18 protein-coding genes are annotated in these 17,317 nt (G+C 53.2%); 9 read left to right on the plus strand and 9 right to left on the minus strand.

All coding sequences use genetic code 11. The annotated features are described in order from the left end of the window. From HGBM_RS30670 to HGBM_RS04120, 8 genes are all read right to left on the minus strand, one after another. The coding region (locus HGBM_RS30670; protein ID WP_019119820.1) for a hypothetical protein at nt 1-797 on the minus strand (797 nt) is incomplete at its 3' end. Further along, nucleotides 781-1,614 carry an energy-coupling factor ABC transporter ATP-binding protein gene (locus HGBM_RS04090; protein ID WP_019119821.1) on the minus strand — a complete coding sequence of 278 codons (834 nt, stop codon included), beginning with the start codon at nt 1,612-1,614 and terminating at the stop codon, nt 781-783. The genes HGBM_RS30670 and HGBM_RS04090, both read right to left, overlap by 17 nt. After that, nucleotides 1,607-2,452 carry an energy-coupling factor ABC transporter ATP-binding protein gene (locus HGBM_RS04095; protein WP_019119822.1) on the minus strand — a complete coding sequence of 282 codons (846 nt, stop codon included), beginning with the start codon at nt 2,450-2,452 and terminating at the stop codon, nt 1,607-1,609. The genes HGBM_RS04090 and HGBM_RS04095 overlap by 8 nt, the downstream gene beginning before the upstream one ends. Continuing rightward, complete coding sequence (locus HGBM_RS04100) at nt 2,449-3,216, minus strand: energy-coupling factor transporter transmembrane component T family protein (RefSeq protein ID WP_026074195.1); 768 nt, start codon at nt 3,214-3,216, stop codon at nt 2,449-2,451. Before HGBM_RS04100 ends, HGBM_RS04095 begins: the two co-directional genes overlap by 4 nt. A 35-nt stretch (nt 3,217-3,251) precedes the next feature. Further along, a complete protein-coding gene (locus HGBM_RS04105; RefSeq protein WP_019119824.1) occupies nt 3,252-3,857 on the minus strand; it encodes an ECF transporter S component in 606 nt (201 codons plus the stop codon). Between the two features lies 1 nt (nt 3,858). Further along, nucleotides 3,859-4,626 carry a nucleoside phosphorylase gene (locus HGBM_RS04110; protein WP_019119825.1) on the minus strand — a complete coding sequence of 256 codons (768 nt, stop codon included), beginning with the start codon at nt 4,624-4,626 and terminating at the stop codon, nt 3,859-3,861. A gap of 37 nt (nt 4,627-4,663) precedes the next feature. Continuing rightward, entirely contained in the window at nt 4,664-5,359 is a 696-nt protein-coding gene (locus HGBM_RS04115) for a Crp/Fnr family transcriptional regulator (RefSeq protein ID WP_019119826.1), read from the minus strand. Nucleotides 5,360-5,509: 150 nt separating this feature from the next. After that, nucleotides 5,510-6,352 carry a basic amino acid ABC transporter substrate-binding protein gene (locus HGBM_RS04120; protein ID WP_019119827.1) on the minus strand — a complete coding sequence of 281 codons (843 nt, stop codon included), beginning with the start codon at nt 6,350-6,352 and terminating at the stop codon, nt 5,510-5,512. Nucleotides 6,353-6,470: 118 nt separating this feature from the next. Here HGBM_RS04120 and HGBM_RS04125 point away from each other — a divergent pair, with 118 nt between their 5' ends. Next, a complete protein-coding gene (locus HGBM_RS04125) occupies nt 6,471-6,665 on the plus strand; it encodes a hypothetical protein (RefSeq protein WP_019119828.1) in 195 nt (64 codons plus the stop codon). A gap of 135 nt (nt 6,666-6,800) precedes the next feature. On the opposite strand, the gene HGBM_RS04130 is transcribed toward HGBM_RS04125, so the two are convergent. Further along, a complete protein-coding gene (locus tag HGBM_RS04130) occupies nt 6,801-7,619 on the minus strand; it encodes a M55 family metallopeptidase (RefSeq protein WP_019119829.1) in 819 nt (272 codons plus the stop codon). Between the two features lie 170 nt (nt 7,620-7,789). Between HGBM_RS04130 and HGBM_RS04135 the strand changes: the two genes are divergently transcribed. The 8 genes from HGBM_RS04135 to HGBM_RS04170 all read left to right on the plus strand — a co-directional run bounded on the left by HGBM_RS04135 (nt 7,790) and on the right by HGBM_RS04170 (nt 17,221). Next, nucleotides 7,790-8,794 (plus strand): asparaginase, encoded by a 1,005-nt coding sequence (locus HGBM_RS04135; RefSeq protein ID WP_026074197.1) that lies wholly within the window; start codon nt 7,790-7,792, stop codon nt 8,792-8,794. Between the two features lie 38 nt (nt 8,795-8,832). Then, nucleotides 8,833-10,452: a glutathione ABC transporter substrate-binding protein GsiB gene (gsiB, locus tag HGBM_RS04140; RefSeq protein ID WP_019119831.1), complete on the plus strand. Its 1,620-nt coding sequence runs from the start codon at nt 8,833-8,835 to the stop codon at nt 10,450-10,452. 65 nt (nt 10,453-10,517) lie between these two features. Next, a complete protein-coding gene (gene gsiC, locus HGBM_RS04145) occupies nt 10,518-11,438 on the plus strand; it encodes a glutathione ABC transporter permease GsiC (RefSeq protein ID WP_019119832.1) in 921 nt (306 codons plus the stop codon). An 18-nt stretch (nt 11,439-11,456) separates the two neighbouring features. Next, entirely contained in the window at nt 11,457-12,365 is a 909-nt protein-coding gene (locus HGBM_RS04150; RefSeq protein ID WP_019119833.1) for an ABC transporter permease subunit, read from the plus strand. 16 nt (nt 12,366-12,381) lie between these two features. Next, nucleotides 12,382-13,371: an ABC transporter ATP-binding protein gene (locus HGBM_RS04155; protein ID WP_019119834.1), complete on the plus strand. Its 990-nt coding sequence runs from the start codon at nt 12,382-12,384 to the stop codon at nt 13,369-13,371. A gap of 3 nt (nt 13,372-13,374) precedes the next feature. Beyond that, complete coding sequence (locus tag HGBM_RS04160) at nt 13,375-14,343, plus strand: ABC transporter ATP-binding protein (protein ID WP_019119835.1); 969 nt, start codon at nt 13,375-13,377, stop codon at nt 14,341-14,343. A gap of 33 nt (nt 14,344-14,376) precedes the next feature. Next, a complete protein-coding gene (locus HGBM_RS04165) occupies nt 14,377-16,119 on the plus strand; it encodes a sigma 54-interacting transcriptional regulator (RefSeq protein ID WP_019119836.1) in 1,743 nt (580 codons plus the stop codon). 22 nt (nt 16,120-16,141) lie between these two features. After that, nucleotides 16,142-17,221, plus strand: a complete 1,080-nt coding sequence (locus tag HGBM_RS04170) for a DmpA family aminopeptidase (protein WP_026074198.1) — start codon at nt 16,142-16,144, stop codon at nt 17,219-17,221. Nucleotides 17,222-17,317 lie beyond the last annotated feature (96 nt).

Consider the following 17,317-nt stretch of genomic DNA (forward strand, 5'->3'; position numbering starts at 1 on the left):
AAGAAAGAGAACGGCCGAAAAATCGACCGTTCTTTGTCACCATTTGTCACAAGTTTGCCACAGGTTACTTTGTCTCCAGCGGACTGGCCAGATGGGAGGAGACGATGATGATCTCGGGCCCCGGCCTGTTTCATTTGCGGCACGATTTTTTTCATCGCCTCTACCGGATCGCCGACGATGTTGTCCCCGACATCGGAAATGGCCGGCGTCTCCTCCGCAGTCAAACCGGTAAGCCCGATCTTGACGCCGTTCACCTCTTTGATGATAAACGGTTTGGCCCCTTCCGCTTCCGCGAACGTCTTCCCGTTCTTGTCCGTGACATTGGCCGTGACCCAGGGGAAGGTGCTTGCCGCCACCAGTTTTTTCAGCTGCTCCGGCCCCATGTCGAAATCGTGGTTGCCAAAGGTCTCGACATCGATTTTCATCGCATTGAACACGTCGATCATATGCTGTCCCTTGAATACAGTGGACAAGAGCGATGTCGCCGTGTCGTCGCCATTGGCGATCGTCAGCGAATGGGGATGCTTCACGCGGATTTGCTGGATGAGGCCAAAGTAGTTGGCGATGTTTTTGGGGTCAGCCTCTGTGTAAAAATTGCCGTGGAAGTGGGTATCGTGAATGATCGTTACGGTCGTGTCGGACAGGGGATGCCTGCTCATCTCGTAGTTCTCGCCGACAAAATTCAACTCACCCACCGCAGCGGCAGTCGGGTGGGCCGCCGCCTGGCCTGCAATCGCTCCGATCATCAGCAGGCCCGCAGCCAGTGATGCGAGCCATTTTTTACATGTGTTGCGCATTTGTCTCCCTCCGTTCGCTGTTTTTTTGCTGCCATTCGATAAACTCCCGGGCCGTCAGGATCGTTTGCGGAATGCCCAGCCGCTCCGCAAGCTGCGTGATGTATGGCGTATCCAGACAAGCCTGCCGCAGCAGTTCCTTGTGCGAAAACACTTCCCGGGTCGATCCATCAAGCAGTACCCGCCCTTGGTTCAGCACGACCGTCCGCTCGAAATTTTCCGCGACAAAATCCATGTCGTGAATGATGGTCAGCACAAGCTTTCCTTCCGCCTTCAACGACTGGATGATCTCTTTGATCCGCTCCTTACCGGCAAAATCCTGGGCGATGGTCGGTTCATCCAAAATGAGAATGTCGGTATTCATCGCGAGAATCGATGCGATGCTGACCAGTTTTTTCTCGGACAATCCCAGATCGTGCGGGTTGGCCTCCAGCTTGTCAGCGAGGCCGACTCGCTGCAGGGCTAAGACAGCGCTCTCACGTGCCGCATGTCTGTCTTGTTTCAGGTTGAGCGGCCCGAACATCACCTCATCCAGGACGGTGCGCTTGAATATCTGATCATTCGGATTTTGAAACACGAGTCCGACATGCCGGGACAGCTGCGCGACCGTGACCTCCTTCGTGTTGATGCCGCGAATGAAGATGTCACCTGTGCTTGGTCTGAGCAGTCCTTTCAGCAATTTCACCAGCGTTGTTTTGCCTGCGCCGTTTTGGCCGATCAGCGCGGTGGAGCGGTGGTCAAATTCCAGGCTGAGCTGCTTGAGGATATCGCGGCCTGCTTCATAGGCAAACGACACGTTCTCGATCCGAATGTTACTCACGTCGCATCACCAATGCTTTGCAGGCTTCATCCAACGTCGCCGGATAGTACGGCTCGCCCGCTATTTTCGCATCCAGCGCCTTGCACACCTCTGTATAGACGGGGGCGGCAATGCCGTACTGGTCCAGATCGTCTCTGGAAAACACCTTTTCGGGGCGGTCAAAATCGATGAGCCGGCCTTCGTGCAGCAGCAGGACGCGGTCCGCGTATTGGGCGACCTTCTCCATCTTGTGTTCAGCCATGATCACCGTCATCCCTTCGCGGCTTAAGCTCTGAATGGCGCGGAAAACCTCTTCCGAGCCCTGCGGATCAAGCTGGGACGTCGGTTCATCGAGCACGATGATCTTCGGCCGCATCGCGATGATACTGGCGATGGCCATGCGCTGCATCTGCCCCCCGGACAGGTCGAACGGGGCGCGGTCTTTAAACGGGAGCATTTGCAAGAGGTCGAGCGCATGATCGATCCGATCGATCATCTCCGCCCGCGGAACTCCGAGATTTTCCAGGCCGAACGCAATCTCCTCGTAAACCGTCAGCTTGGAACCCGTCACCTGGGTAAACGGGTTCTGGAAGACGATGCCCACTTTCTTGCTGATCTCGTCGACCTGGCTCTTGCCTACTTCCAAGCCGTCGACGATGACTCTTCCGCCGTACCCCCCATGGTAAAAATGGGGAACCAGGCCGATCAGCGCCTGGCAGAGCGTGGATTTCCCCGCCAGATTTTTGCCGACGATCCCGATAAATTCCCCTTCCTCCACTTCAAAGGACAGCTCGTTAAGCGCCAGGGTTTGTGTCAGCGGGTAGCGGTACTTCAGCTGTTCTACGACAATGGTTTTCATGACAAAATCCTCCAAATGACCACGATAATCACAACTCCGATCAGACCCCACTGCAGCACGGCGCTGTATTGATACGTTTGTTGTTCGTGCAAGAAGGTTTTTTCGCCGGTCGCGTTAAATCCCCTCACTTGCAGCGCCAAAGCACGTTCTTTGGTATTGAGCAAAGAGCTGAGCACGACAGGACCCAGCAGTGGAAAAAAGGCCCTGATGCGCACCAGCAAATTCCCCTCTGTTTCCATTCCCCGCGAGCGCTGCGCATCGGTAATGGTGCCCATCGTCGCGACCATTTGCGGAATAATTTGAAACACGGAGCTGAGCACGTATCCGATGCGCGGAGACAGTCCCTTACGGACAAGCGCTTCCACCAGATCGGACGGCTTCGTCGTCAATACGAGAATGGAAAAAGCGCAGACGATGTTCGTGGCACGGAAGCAAATTCCCAACGCATACCAAAATCCTTCCTGGTATACCCCGATTGAGCCGATATGGAACCAGGCCGTGGCATTGCCGGGGTGAAACAGCGATTGGATGACGATCACCGTGGCGAGCACGAAGGCGACGAAGCCGAGGATTGGCATTGCCCTGTGAAATACCCTGGCGATCAGAAGCAGGCTCACGCTAAGCAGCAGGCAGACCCAGGCTGCGTGGAACGAGGGCGCGATAAAGGGAACGACAATGGCTGCACCAATGTAGTACAGCTTGGTAATCGGGTCTACGCTGTGTACCAGCGAATGACGGTTAACGTATAAACTCATGGACTTCAAAGAACTTCACCGTCTTTCTTTCCGCTCGCGATGATTTAAATCGATTCCGTTTTGTTGTTGTTTTTGTAAAGCATAGTCAAGCTCTGCGGCAAAATGCGATAAATCCCGTAAGCCGCCAGCACGGTAATCACTTTGTCCGGCAAATCGACGACCAGTTCATCCAGGAACGAAGCCAGCCAGGTGGAGCCGGTCTGCGACATGACGTAGGTAAACAGGGCATCCCCCCAGAAATTGCCCGTCTGGCCGCCCCAAAACCAGACATTGAGCGGCGTGGAGATCACGACAGCCGTGATCCCGACCGCCAAACCGACAACGACCGCTTTTCCCCAACTGGAAATCCAGCCCTTAAACGCCATGTAACCGGCGACCAGCCCCATAAAGACGCTGGTCAGCGCGTAAATAAACGAAATCGGGTCAACGGTCAGGCCGTAGATGATGTTGTTTATCAAGCCGGACAACGCCCCGATGATCGGCCCTGCCAGCATGCTGGACAGGACGGTGCCGATGGCGTCGAGCCATAGCGGCAGCTTTAGTGCACCTGCAAACAATTTGCCGATATAGTTAATGCCGACCGCGACCGGAATCAAAACAATCGCGGCGACGGAGAAGCGGAAAGACCAGATGCTTTGGTTCGCGCTCATTTCACATAACCTCCTCACAAGTTGTTTCGTCGTTATGGACGCTCAGAATCGTCTCCAGTGCCACCAGAATTTCTCTCTCCTCGCCCTGTTTGCAGGCGGCACTGGCGTCTACATACTCGTTGATGCCCGTTTCCAGATCGCCGTCCGCCTCAACCACGACATTCAGGACGGAGGCGACCTTCAACCCTTTTATGCCGCCGATGACAAACAGAGCCGCGGTCTCCATATCAGCCGCCAAAATCCCCTTGTCAGACCAATAGCGGTCGATTTGTTCCTCCCTGTCCGTATAAAAACTGTCGTGGCTGCGCACTCTTCCGCATTGGTGGCGAATATTCAGTCGCTTTGCCGTCTGATAGAGGTACATCAGCAAGCGGTGATCGGGAATGGCGGGATACGATTTTTCCACATAGGTTGTCGAGGTTCCGTCATCCCGTACCGCCCCGGAGGCGATGACCAGATCCCCCGGCAGGAGCCCTCTTTGCAAGGCGCCGCAGCTGCCGATGCGGATCATCGTCTCGACGCCGATATTTCTCAATTCTTCCACGGCGATTCCCATGGAGGGGCCGCCGATCCCGGTCGAGGTAACGAGTACCTTCACCCCTTTGTACAGACCGGATACGGTTCGAAACTCCCGGTTGTACATCAACTCTTTCGGTTGCTCTAAAAAACGGGCGACCACGTCGACCCTTTGCGGATCTCCAGGCAGTATGGCGTATTTTGCGCTGTCAGCTGTGCCGATGCGAATGTGGGGTTGGACCGAGTCTGCCACGAATGATGACACCTTCCTTCAAGCTGTGCAAGCCCATTTACTGAAATTTGCTGGCTATTTTCTCTTCCTTTAATTTTTCAACATCTCTTACGATAATACCCTGACTATGAATATCGATAATTCCTTTTTCCTTTAAGCTTTGCAAAATCCGGTTGACACTCCGCTGGGTTACGGCAAACTGGCTGCTGAGCTGCGTTTTGTTGACGTTTATCCGCGGCTCTTTTTCCGCTTTGCCGCCATGTTCCAGCGATTCGACCAAAAAACTGCATACGCGATGGTATAAAGAATAAAGCGTGTCGTCCCCTACTTTTTGGGACAAATTATAAAACGCTTTAGACAAGTACTGGATCATCAGCCGATTCAGGTTCATGTCTAATTCCAGCCACCGAAAGAACTGCCCCCTTTCCAAACCAATCAGCTTCAGATCGGTAAGCGCCTTCACGTTGCAGACAAACGGTTTCCGCTCGAAGATTTCCAGCTCGCCGATGAGATCTCCCTTCTGGTAAACCGTCAGCGAGTACTCCCGGCCGTTCTCAGCCAAAATATGGATATCAGCCGAACCTTCCACGATGATGTACAGGCAGTCCTGCACGTCTCCCTGCCGGAAGACGGTCGAACCGCGGGGATACTCGGCGAGCTTCCACTGCCGCAGGATGTCGTAGGGACAATGCTTCAGCAATTGATAAATCTTCGGGTCTTCTTCGATTAATCTGATAACAGCGCTTACATCCATCTGTTCACCCCCTATCATACAGGTTTCAACGTTGGATCAATAGGACGGCTGTCCCTGTCCAACAACATTATAAGGCCATTTTGAACCGAATTTGCATCCGCTTTGGGAAATATGTCCCGATCGCGAGCTCCAAGTCCTTTTTTCGGGGCCTCACTCCGGTTTTTGCTGAAAGTACTTGCCATAAATCTCCTGCAGCTTGCCGTTTTCCTTGATCGTTTTGAGTCCTTGATTGATCTTGCCCAGAAACTCGGTATTTCCCTTCCGCACCATTATCCCGTAATACTCTTTGTCAAACGAATCATCCCGCAATAGTTTATACTTCTTCTCTTTCATTTTCGGCAAAAAGTACTGCAGAAATCCGTTGTCCGCGATCACCGCGTCCACCCGGCCGTTAAAAAAGTCATCGATTGCTCCCAAAAAGTCATCGTAGCCCCGCAGACCCTCGTATGTCTTGCCAAACGCCTTCTGCAGAACGACCTCCCCTGTGGTGGCCGACTGTACGGCGATTTGCTTCCCCTTTAAATCAGCCAGCCCGGAAGCAGGCGAATCCTCCGGTACCATGATCAGCTGGGTCGCTTCAAAATACGGGTCGGAGAAGTCAAATTTCTTTTTCCGCTCTTCCGTGATCGTAATGGCGTCAATACCGGCGTCGATCGAGCCTTTCTCAATTCCGTCAAACAGCGGGTCCCAGCCGGTAGGCATGATCTCGATCTGAAAGCCGGCCGCTTCCGCGATCGCGGTAATCACATCCACATCGAAGCCCGTCACCTTGTTTCCGTCCATCATCTCAAACGGCGGAAAAGTCACCTCCATGGCGACGACGTATTTTTTCTCCGGTACGGCTTCCTGCTGTGTCCCTGCCCCCTTGCCCGGCTCCTGCGCCGCTTCCTTGCCTGCCGTCTGATCGGCCGTGCCGCATCCGACAGCAAGCAACGAGAGCAGCAGCACCGCCATCAGCGCTTGCAGCCAGTTCCTGTAGTGCTTCACACTCATCACACTCCTCCTGTGCGTTATAGTATGAGGGTATTTTCGTTAGAATATTTTGTCAATTGTATTTTTACCTGCTCCTCCCCCCTTCTGATACTCTAACGAACGGAAGGAGGTGAGAGTGATGGATAAGCATCTGTACTTTTTTGTCAGCCTGAAAGATGCTGTACGGCTCAACAGTGAACTGCTTCGGCGCGGGATTACCCGCTACTATCTCCAGCCTCACGGCGAGGGAGTGGCATTCGTCTTCGAAAAAGTATCCCGTTTTCGGCGAGTCACGTTGCAACACCTCTTCGGTACAGATGGCGAACTCCAGTAGAACGACGGCCAGCCCCTCCTAGCGGGGGGCTGGTCAATCCCAAGCAGGGCCGGGACTTGATTCGCTGCAGATACTGCCAGGGTGCAAAGCCGCTGACCATTTGCCTTGCAGCCATGCGGCAAAGCGGTTTTCCCGTCAGCTCAGCGCTCCGGCTATTGTGATCAGGCTGCGAATATACCGGTACGCCGCGACAAAATCATCCGTTTCAAAACGATGGGTAGTCGGATTTACCCGTTCTACGATAGGAAGAATTCCCGCTGCGTCAGCCAGCCCCGAATGAAGGTAGGTTACCTCTACGCGAAAAGGGCCTTGCACCACGACAGGCGACATCTCGCGGAGACGTGAAAGCGCTTCGACCGTTTTTTGTTTGATCAGGTTTTTTGCCTTTTGCGGGCTGGCATGTTTTGCTGTTTGCCGATTGATGGTCTGTTTGACGACGGCTGTTTCGATCATCGGCATGAACTCCAGCGCCTCGTTGGCGGCATGCTGGCAGCCCGTGACGAGGACGACCGGCACCCCGAACACTCCCGCGATACATGCGTTCAATCCGATCTCCCCCATATCCCTGTGATTGATTTTGATATTTTGGATTACGCCGCCGTGGAAGGTATGATTCAAAATGCCGTCATTCCCCATTCTTGCGTGGTAGCCCAAAAAAATCGCCGCATCAAAGCCGGCAGCAATCCCTTCCATCATGGCGAGCATCTTCGGGGAACCGGTGATGTACTCTGCCTCCGGGTGCATCGCTTCCGGTATCAGATTGCGCATCGTTCCGTGCGAATCATTGACCACCACTTCTGTGGCCCCTGCCATCAGCGCACCCTCGATGCAAGCGTTCACTTCACCCGTCATCAGCATTCTGGCACGATCGTGTTCCCTCCCTTCCCGCGCAGTATGCTCCCGATGGACGACCCCTGCTACTCCTTCGATATCGGCGGATATAAATACTCTCAAACTCATTACCTCCCAATAAAACCTATTTTCACCCTTAAAACAATATTCCACATCTTTCATTTATTCACCTTCTTCTAAAAAACAGGTTGAAATAGGTTGTATCATGAGATAATATAATCCCTATAATTCGAAAAATAGAAATCACGGAAAAGGGCTGAAATTTTGTGCAAATGGAAAAACTTGTCGATGTCTGCCGCGGAGGCAGGGTAGAAAGTTCTCACTATGGCCACATAGCTGTCGTCGCTTCCGATGGAAAATTGCTGTTTTCGCTGGGCGACCCCTATCGGAAAACCTATGCCCGTTCATCAGTAAAGCCGCTTCAAGCGATTCCGGTAGTAGAAACCGGAGCAGCGGACCGCTACGAATTAAGCGACGCCGATTTATCGCTATGCTGCGCTTCCCACAGCGGCGAAGCCCAGCACACGGAAAGGGTTTTGGCCATTCTAGGCCGGGCGGGAATCGGGGAAGACGCACTGCAGTGCGGGACGCATATTCCACATTCCCAGGATGCCTATCAGAAGCTGATTGCGGCGGGAAAAAAGCTTACTCCCCTGTACAGCAATTGTTCCGGAAAGCATACGGGAATGCTGATCACCGCCAAGCATATGGGGGAATCGCTGGAAGATTACTACAAACCGGATCATCCGGTGCAGCAGCGCATTCTTCAGGTGATCGCTGAGATGGCGGATTATCCGATTGAACAGATTGAAATGGGGACGGATGGCTGCGGCGTGCCTGTCCATGCCCTTCCCCTGGAACGGCTGGCATACGCCTTTGCCAGGATGGCCCACCCGGATGATCTGGGGGAAAAACGGGCCAATACTGCAAACCGGATTACCGCTGCCATGATGAAGCATCCGGAAATGGTTGGCGGAACAGGCCGCTTCTGCACCGATTTTATGAAAGCTGCCAGAGGGCGCTTATTCGGCAAAGCAGGGGCCGAATCCGTCTACTTGATCGGCGACAGGCAAACAGGAGTCGGCATCGCCATCAAAGTAGAGGATGGAAACGGACGGGCCGCGTATCCGACCGCCCTTGAGACCCTTAGACAATTGGGGTTGCTGGATAAGTCACAGCTCGACGAACTGGCACATCACTATCGGCCGATTGTAAAGAACGCCCGGCAGGAAAATGTCGGCGAACTGGTACCATCTTTTACGTTGCATAAGTGTTAAAACACTTTATGTAGATAAAAATGAAGGGGGAAAAAAAGATGTTTAAACGAAAGTGCCTGTCTTCCGTTCTCATCTGCCTGATGGCTGCAAGCCTGGCCCTTGCAGGCTGTTCAGGCCAATCCAGTTCATCTGATGCAAGCCAGAAGCCGGTCGAAGGAACCTCGCAGGAAGCTCAGCCGCTGGCGAAAAAGGAAGGGAACAAGCTGACGATCGCGGTGAAGGATAACTTTATCAGCATGGACCCGCACGACACCAACGATACTTTGTCCGGTTCCGTGCAAGCTACCATGTACGAAGGGCTGCTTGGCTTTGACAAGGATATGAAGATGATCCCTGTTCTCGCCGAGAGCTATGAAGCAAGTCCTGACGCGAAAGTATTCACCTTCAAACTGCGCAAGGGCGTCAAGTTTCACGACGGAACCCCGTTTAATGCGGAAGCCGTCAAGGTAAACATCGACAGATTGGCCAATCCGGACAACAAATTGAAACGGCACAGCCTGTTTGCCCTCGTCGACAAGACAGAGGCGGTAGACGAATACACCTTCAGGGTGACGTTGAAGGAACCATTTGGCGCCATGCTGAACAACTTCGCCCACCCGGCAGCGAGGATCATCAGTCCGCAAGCTTTGCAGAAATACGGGAAAGAAGTGTCCAAACATCCCGACGGAACGGGTCCGTTCAAATTTGTCGAGTGGGACCCGAGCGATCACCTGACGGTCGAGAAGAATCCGGACTACTGGCAGCCGGGCCTGCCAAAGGTGGATGGCATCACGTTCAAGCCGGTGCCGGAAAACGGAGCCCGCGTAGCGATGCTGCAGACCGGCGAAGCCGATTTCATCTATCCGCTTCCGACCGAACAGGCGGAGTCGATCAACGGAAAAAACGGCATCGTTGTGGAGAACAACCCTTCCATCGTGATCCGCTACATGTCGATGAACACCATGAAGAAACCGTTTGACGATGTCCGTGTTCGTCAGGCGATTAACTACGCGATTAACAAAGAAGCTTTCTTAAAGGTCGTCTACCGCGGTTACGGCAGCGTGCTGGATTCGATCATCCCGCCGAAGCTGGCGTTCTACTCCCAGCAAACTCCGTACGAGTACAATCCGGAGAAGGCGAAGCAGCTGTTAAAAGAAGCAGGTTATGAAAATGGCTTTGAAACAAACATCTGGGGAGCCAACAACTCCGATGCGATGAAAGCGATGGAATTCCTGCAGCAGCAATTGGGACAAGTAGGGATTAAGGTGAATGTGCTGCCGATGGAAGCCGGCACGCTAAGCGATAAGATCTGGTCCGTGCAAAATCCGCAGGATGCCGGAGTAGAGCTCTACTATGGCGGCTGGTCCTCTTCCACCGGAGATGCAGACTGGGGCATTCGCCCATTATTGGCCGGAGAATCGATTCCACCGAAGTCCTACAACACGGCCTACTATCAGAATCCCGAGGTGGATAAACTGATTCAGGCAGCTCTGCAAACGGTAGATCCGGAAAAGCGCAAGCAGGCTTATGCTGACATTCAGAAGCGCATTTGGGACGACGCGCCATGGGTGGGCCTCGTCGTCGAAGATACGATCTCGGGTAAAAAGAACTATCTGGAGGGCGTTTACCTGCAGCCGGATGGTGCGCTGAATGTAACGAACGCAGAAATCAAAAGGTAAAAAATGGAGACAGAGCGCTAATGACGATTAGCGCTCTGCTCATCTTGGCAGACAGGAGGCGGGTTATGTTTACGTATTTGATGAGACGATTGCTAGGTGTTGTCCCGATTTTACTGATCGTTTCCATCTTTGTCTTTTTGTTCGTTCATTTAATCCCCGGAGACCCCGCGCGTCTGGTGGCCGGTCCTGATGCCAGCCAACAGGATGTGGAGCTGGTGCGCGAACAGCTCGGTTTGGACAAACCGCTCGCAGTACAGTACATCGCCTTCGTCGGGAAACTGTTACAAGGCGACTTGGGAACTTCGATGAAAACCAATCGGCCTGTATTTGATGAAATTGCGGCAAGATTTATGCCTACCTTTTGGTTGACGGTGTGGAGCATGGCCTGGGCAATCATTTTTGGACTGCTGATCGGCGTGATCTCAGCGACAAAGCGAAACAAGTGGCAGGATTATGCCGGAATGTTTGGAGCGGTATCGGGCATCTCGCTGCCTTCCTTCTGGCTCGGCTTGATGCTGATCCAATTATTTTCGGTCAAGCTGGGGCTCTTCCCCACCGGGGGCAATGACACGTGGAAAGGATATGTGCTGCCCTCGCTGACCTTGGGCGCGGGAGTGGCTGCTGTGATCGCCCGGTTTGCCCGCTCCTCCCTGATGGATATTTTAAAGGAAGACTATATCCGTACAGGCAGGGCAAAAGGACTGAAAGAAAATATCGTCGTCTGGAAGCACGCCCTGAAAAACGCGATGATTCCCGTCATCACCATGACGGGTTTGCAGTTCGGATTCTTATTGGGCGGTTCCATCGTCGTAGAGACCGTGTTCAGTTGGCCGGGATTGGGACGGTTATTGATCGATTCTGTGTCGTTCCGCGACTATCCGGTGATCCAGGCAGAGCTGCTGCTTTTTGCGCTGGAATTCATTTTGATCAACTTGATTGTGGACATCTTGTACGCGGTGATGAATCCACAAATTCGATACGAATAACGCAAGGGGGAAAAGGCGTTGGCAAACAACAGTGTAGTTGTACAACCTGATGGACGCGTCGTTCCGCAAGATGCGGAAAAAGCACGCACCCCGTTTTCAGAGTTTTGGCGGAAATTTAAAAAACAGCGATTGGCCGTGGTTGCCGGCTGCTTTATCATTTTGCTGTTCATTATCAGTCTGATCGGACCTTACATTACCCCCTATTCCGCCATTGAGCCGGACTACGACAATATATTGAGTCCCCCCACTTTGAAACATCTGGCGGGAACTGACGCATACGGACGGGATATTTTCAGCCGGATTATCGAAGGAACGCGGATCTCCTTGTTTGTCGGGTTAACCTCTGTTCTCGTGGGAGCGATCGGGGGGACGTTCCTCGGATTAATCAGCGGGTTCTATGGCAAGTGGGTGGACAGTGTCATCATGAGATTCTGCGACGTCTTGTTTGCGTTCCCGGGAATCCTGCTCGCCATCGGGATTATTGCGATTTTAGGGCCGGGATTGGAAAATGTGATCATTGCCGTGGCCATTTTCAGCATTCCGATTTTTGCCAGGATTGTCCGCAGCAGCACCCTCTCCCTCAAGGCGACGATGTATGTAGAGGCCGCCCGCTCGATCGGCGCCTCCCCTCGGCGGATCATTTTCAAACACATCTTCCCGGGAACGCTGTCGAGCATTATCGTCTATTTTACCATGCGGATCGGCACTTCGATTTTGACAGCCGCCAGCCTTAGCTTTCTCGGTTTGGGCGCACAGCCGCCGTCGCCGGAATGGGGGGCGATGCTCAGTTCAGGGAGGGACTTTTTAAACACAGCCCCGCATGTCACCTTCTTTCCTGGATTTGCCATTTTCTTGACCGTGCTCGCTTTCAATCTGCTGGGTGACGGTTTGCGGGACGCCCTCGATCCCAAAATGAAAGACGAATAGCCAAAGGAGCGGTGTTATGGACAACAAGCTATTGGAAATCGAAAATCTGAAAACGTACTTCTTCACCGACAGCGGCCGGGTCCCTGCCGTAAACGGCGTCGATCTGTTTATACGCGAAGGAGAGACACTGGGGATCGTAGGCGAATCCGGCTGCGGTAAAAGCGTCACTTCGCTTTCCGTTATGCGCCTGCTTGCCCATACCCCCGGCAGAGTGGTCGACGGATCGATTCGCTTCGCGGGAATGGATCTGCTCTCGCTTCCGGAAAGCAAGATGCGGGAGATTCGCGGGAACGAAATCGCCATGATTTTTCAGGAGCCGATGACCTCCCTGAACCCGGTGTACAAAATCGGCGACCAGATCGGAGAAGCAGTGCGGCTTCACCTGAAATACGACAAGAAAAAAGCCCGCGAACGCGTGATTCAGATGCTGAAGCTGGTAGGTATCCCGCGTGCCGAAGAGATCGTGGACGAGTATCCGCACCAGCTGTCCGGCGGCATGAGACAGCGGATTATGATTGCGATGGCCATGTCTTGCGAGCCCAAGCTGCTGATCGCCGATGAGCCGACAACCGCGCTTGACGTGACGATTCAAGCGCAGATTCTCGATTTGATGCGAAAGCTCAAGGAAGAAAGAGGGACAGCCATCATGCTGATCACCCACGATTTGGGAGTTGTCGCCGAAATGTGCGATCGCGTCGTGGTCATGTATGCAGGGAAAGTGGTAGAGGAAGCCGATGTTTTTGATATCTTTGAAAATCCCAAACATCCCTATACGCAAGGACTGCTTCACTCCATTCCAAAGCTGCGCCGGAAAACAGAGCGGCTGCAGTCGATTCCCGGCAATGTGCCCACCCCTGGCAATATGCCGAGCGGCTGCAAATTCGCTCCGCGGTGCTCGCATGCGATGGATGTATGCCGGGAACAAGAGCCTGATTTGCTGCAAATCGCCAGCGGTCATCGCTGCCGCTGTTTCCTGTATCAGAACGACTTGGCAAAGGAGGCCTGAAGCATGGCAGAACAGCTGATAGAAGCAAAGAATCTGAAGAAGTACTTTCCCGTAAACAAAGGATTGTTTGGTCGGAAAAAATCGTATGTCCGCGCTGTCGACGGAGTCTCCTTCTCTATTTTTAAGGGGGAAACACTGGGTTTGGTGGGAGAGAGTGGTTGTGGAAAATCGACTACCGGACGTATAATTATGAGGTTATTGGCTCCCACTGAAGGGGAAATTAGATTTAATGGGAAGGACATCAGCAGATTACCCGATCATCAATTGCGCGAACTCAGAAAAGAACTGCAGATGGTTTTTCAAGACCCTTACGCCTCGCTCAATCCGCGGATGACAGTAGGCGAAATCATCGCGGAGCCGTTGGTGGTCCATCGCACGGCAACGGGAAAAGAGCGGGACAAACGCGTTCAGGAACTTTTGGAACTGGTCGGCCTGTCTTCCTACCATGCGAACCGCTATGCCCATGAATTCAGCGGCGGCCAGCGGCAGCGCATCGGGATTGCCAGAGCTCTCGCGTTGCATCCGAAATTGATTGTCGCTGATGAACCCGTTTCCGCATTGGATGTTTCGATTCAGTCGCAGGTGCTCAACCTGATGCAGGATTTGCAAAAAGAATTGGGGTTGGCGTATCTCTTCATTTCCCATGATTTGAGCGTCGTCGAGCATATCAGTGATCGCGTAGGCGTAATGTACCTGGGCCGAATCGTCGAAATCGCGGAAAAAGACGATTTGTATGACAAACCGCTGCACCCGTATACGCAGGCATTATTGTCCGCCGTTCCCGTAGCCGATCCGCGGATACGCAAAGAGCGGATTATCCTGGAAGGCGATATTCCCAGCCCGTCCAATCCCCCGCAAGGATGTTCGTTTCATCCCCGGTGCAAGTCGTGCATGGACATTTGCAAAACTACGGTTCCCGAGTTGAAGGAGAGCGAGCCTGGTCATTTCACAGCCTGTCATTTGTATGGATGATTCATGGTCGGTTTGCATAGGAGTGAAAAAACTTTGAGTGAAAAGATCTTAACAATCATTTCCATACAAGACGAATTCTTGTCAATCATCTCAAAGCAACTGGCAGAGATAGCCGGAGATCAAGTCAGGATCCGTCCGATTTCGGTCAAACATCTGGCGAAAGAAACGATTGCTGAAGGAGAAACCGTCCTTGTGCCCTCCTCTTTTCTGCTGCCGCTGATCCGTCCTTTCCTGCCGCAAGGAGTTGCGTGTATCGTTGCCAAGCGCGGGCTCAACTTCGTAAACATGCGGGAACTGTTGGCCAGCGGGAAAGGAAAGAATATTTTGGTCGTAAACGACACCAAACTGCACACCGATGAAACCGTTGCGGCGCTGCGGGAGATCGTATTTGAGCATAACTATTACGCGTATGATCCAGGCTCGCCGATTCCGGAGCAGATCGACTTTGTGGTTACCCCGGGAGAACGGCAGCTTGTGCCCGAGGGACCGATGAAAGTGATCGACATCGGCTACCGCATCCTTTCATTTGAAACGATTTGCGAAATTTTAGAGGCTTTGGGTTTGGGTTACGAATTATTTGTGATGGTCAATCGCTATATGAAATCGCTTGTTGCCTTGTCCAATGAGAGTACAACCTTCAAGATTGACTCGACGTTCGGCAAGCGGGCAGAGCATACGGACGGGAAAACCGCAAAATACTATTTTGAAGACGTGATAGCACACAGCCAGGCCATGAAAGATGTACTGCGGATTGCCAAAAAGCTGGCAAAAACACATAAACCCGTCCATATCTTTGGTGAAACCGGAACGGGCAAACGCATGCTGGCCCAGGCGATCCACAACGACTCTCCTGTCAAAGCGGGCCCGTACCTCAACATCAACTGTGCAGCAAGACCTGTGGACGTGCTGGAGAGGGAATTGTTCGGGATCGAACAGGAGGGGCGAATCTCCCCCGGCCTGTTTGAACTGGCGAATGGCGGTACGCTGTGTATTGAGGAAATTGACGAACTGCCCGTTTCCTTGCAGGGCCGCCTGCTGCAGGCTCTTGTGGAAGGACAAATCATCAGGACAGGCGGGCATACACCGGTCCCGGTACATGTGCGAATCATCACCACCAGCAATATCGATCTCTCCGCGCAGATGGACGAAAGCAAATTTCGTAAGGATTTATTCTACTATCTGGCCGCATTAACCTGTGAAGTCCCCTCCTTGTCAAAGCGGATGGAGGATTTTGAGCCTCTGATCAATACGTATCTGCAATCCTCTTTGCAGCGGGCTGATCTGGTCATACCCTCAGAGGTGATTCAGCTTTTGAAGCGCTACCCCTGGCCGGGAAATGTAAGGGAATTGTTTAACGCCGTCTCCTACATGGCTTGTTTAGAAGAAAAAGTAATTAATGCTGACTTTTTGCCGTTCTATATTAAAGGAAGACTGCAGAACACTACTGATCTCCCGTTGCAGCAAGAGATGGACGAGCACGAACAAAACGAGCTGATCAAGCGAATTGAAGAACACGGTTTTTTGGAAGAAAGCTTGGCGATTCTCGAGGTTTTTGTCCAGGGCAAAAAGCAGCACGAGTCTTATGGCCGCAACATGGTGAGGAAGCTGCTGAAAGAAAAAAAAGTGATTTTATCGGAACAGCAGCTCAGGCTGCGGTTGGAAGTCCTCAATGAACTAGCGCTGTTAAACGTCCGTCAGGGTCGTTCGGGAACCACCATATCAAGAAAAGGCGAAGTGTTTTTGCAAAAGCTGCAGTTGAAAAATGGCGTACATTGAAAAGGATCTGGTGATGTTGACAATGAACAGAGTACGGCTTCGCGACCTTGGCCTTTCAATTGGAAGGTATGAAACAGGCAAATACAATGCGATCACGGACATTCCCGGCGTCATGGTCGGACATGTCACCCTGTCCGAACAAATCGCAGAAGATCGCGCCATTCGCACCGGCGTGACAGCCATCCTCCCGCATCCGGACAACCTCTTCCGGGAAAAGGTGCTGGGAAGCTGCCATGTGATCAACGGATTTGGCAAAACGGTTGGAACCATCCAGCTGCAAGAGCTGGGCACGATCGAAAGTCCGATCCTCTTGACCAATACCCTATCCGTCCCTGCCGTTCTGGAAGGCACGATTCGCTACCTCCTCGACCAAAATCTTGAAATTGGCGACACGACGGGAACCGTGAATGTCATCGTGGGAGAATGCAACGACGGATACCTCAACGATATACGCGGGCTGCATGTAAGACCGGGACACGCCCGCCAAGCGATTCAATCCGCGAAGTCCGGCGTGGTGGAAGAGGGCTGCGTCGGGGCGGGTACCGGGATGTCCTGTTTGGGGTATAAGGGCGGGATTGGAACCAGCTCGAGAATCGCCGCCTTCGGACAGCGGCAGTACACCATCGGGGCGCTGGTGCTGAGCAATTTTGGCAAGAAGGCGGATTTGCGCCTGCCCGGCGGCGGAGTGCTGCCTGTTTCATCGCCTGATCCCGATAAGGAAAAAACCCCGGATGGGTCGATCATGATCATTCTCGCGACAGACGCTCCGCTGAGCGAGAGACAGCTCGGGCGAATCGCCAAACGGGCCGCCTTCGGTCTGTCCCGTACCGGGTCTTACGCGGCCCACGGCAGCGGCGACATCGTCATCGCCTTCTCTACGGCGCACCGCATTCCCCACCGCCCCGAGCCGCATCAAGACACCCTCCCCTACGCCTTCCTCAGAGAGGACGGGGAATGGATGTCCCGCCTGTTCGAGATGACGGCGGAAGCCGTGGAAGAAGCGATCTGGAATTCCCTGTGCATGGCATCTACCACGGTGGGACAGAAAGGCCGGGTTCGGGAGGCGATTCCGTATCACATCCTGCTGGCGGGGAGAGTTTGACGGCCTTCTCCCCCTGCTGAAACTCTCACAAAGAGAAAGACGTGAGGAAAAGCCTCCCTGCCACAGCCGGGTAGGAGGTTCAACTCACGGTTTTTG

Source organism: Brevibacillus massiliensis (assembly GCF_000311785.1).
GTDB lineage: Bacteria > Bacillota > Bacilli > Brevibacillales > Brevibacillaceae > Brevibacillus_C > Brevibacillus_C massiliensis.